1 protein-coding gene is annotated in these 647 nt (G+C 29.7%); it reads right to left on the reverse strand.

Annotation, left to right across the window (positions count from 1 at the left end; all coding sequences use genetic code 11):
- Positions 1-101: 101 nt before the first annotated feature.
- A partial coding sequence (locus AMO08_RS02720; protein ID WP_075484894.1) for an enoyl-CoA hydratase-related protein occupies positions 102-647 on the reverse strand: 546 nt, incomplete at its 5' end.

Consider the following 647-nt stretch of genomic DNA (forward strand, 5'->3'; position numbering starts at 1 on the left):
AATACATGCATCGATTGCTCTTTTTTGATTATGATCTTTAAAATTATATATTACAAACATTCCAACAATAATAAAAAGAACTATTAAAACATTCTTTATCATTATTTATTTTTCCATTTTGGTTTTCGTTTTTCGAGGAATGCGGAAATTCCTTCTTTTGCATCCATTGCCATCATATTAAGGGTCATCATTTTACTTGTATAAGCGTAAGCTTTACTTAATGGCATTTCTAATTGTTTGTAAAAAGCTTGCTTTCCAATTTTTATTGTTAAATTAGATTTAGAAGCAATCTTATTTGCTACTTTTAACACTTCTTTGTTTAATTTAGCTTTTGAAAAATTATCGTTTATCAGCCCTATTTCTTTTGCATAATTTGCATTGATAGGTTCTCCCGTTAGCAACATTTTCATCATAGGTTTTCGATTTATCTTTCTACTGACAGCAACCATAGGTGTACTACAAAATAAACCAATATTTACACCAGGAGTAGCAAACAATGCGTCCTTAGTACTATAAGCTAAATCACAACTTGCAACCAATTGACAGCCAGCTGCAAATGCAGCTCCATGAACTTTGGCAATTACAGGTTTTCTACCTTCAACAATTTGAAGCATTACTTTTGAACAAAGATTAAATAATTTTAAATA

The organism is Candidatus Pelagibacter communis, from assembly GCF_001180205.1.
Lineage (GTDB): Bacteria > Pseudomonadota > Alphaproteobacteria > Pelagibacterales > Pelagibacteraceae > Pelagibacter > Pelagibacter ubique_O.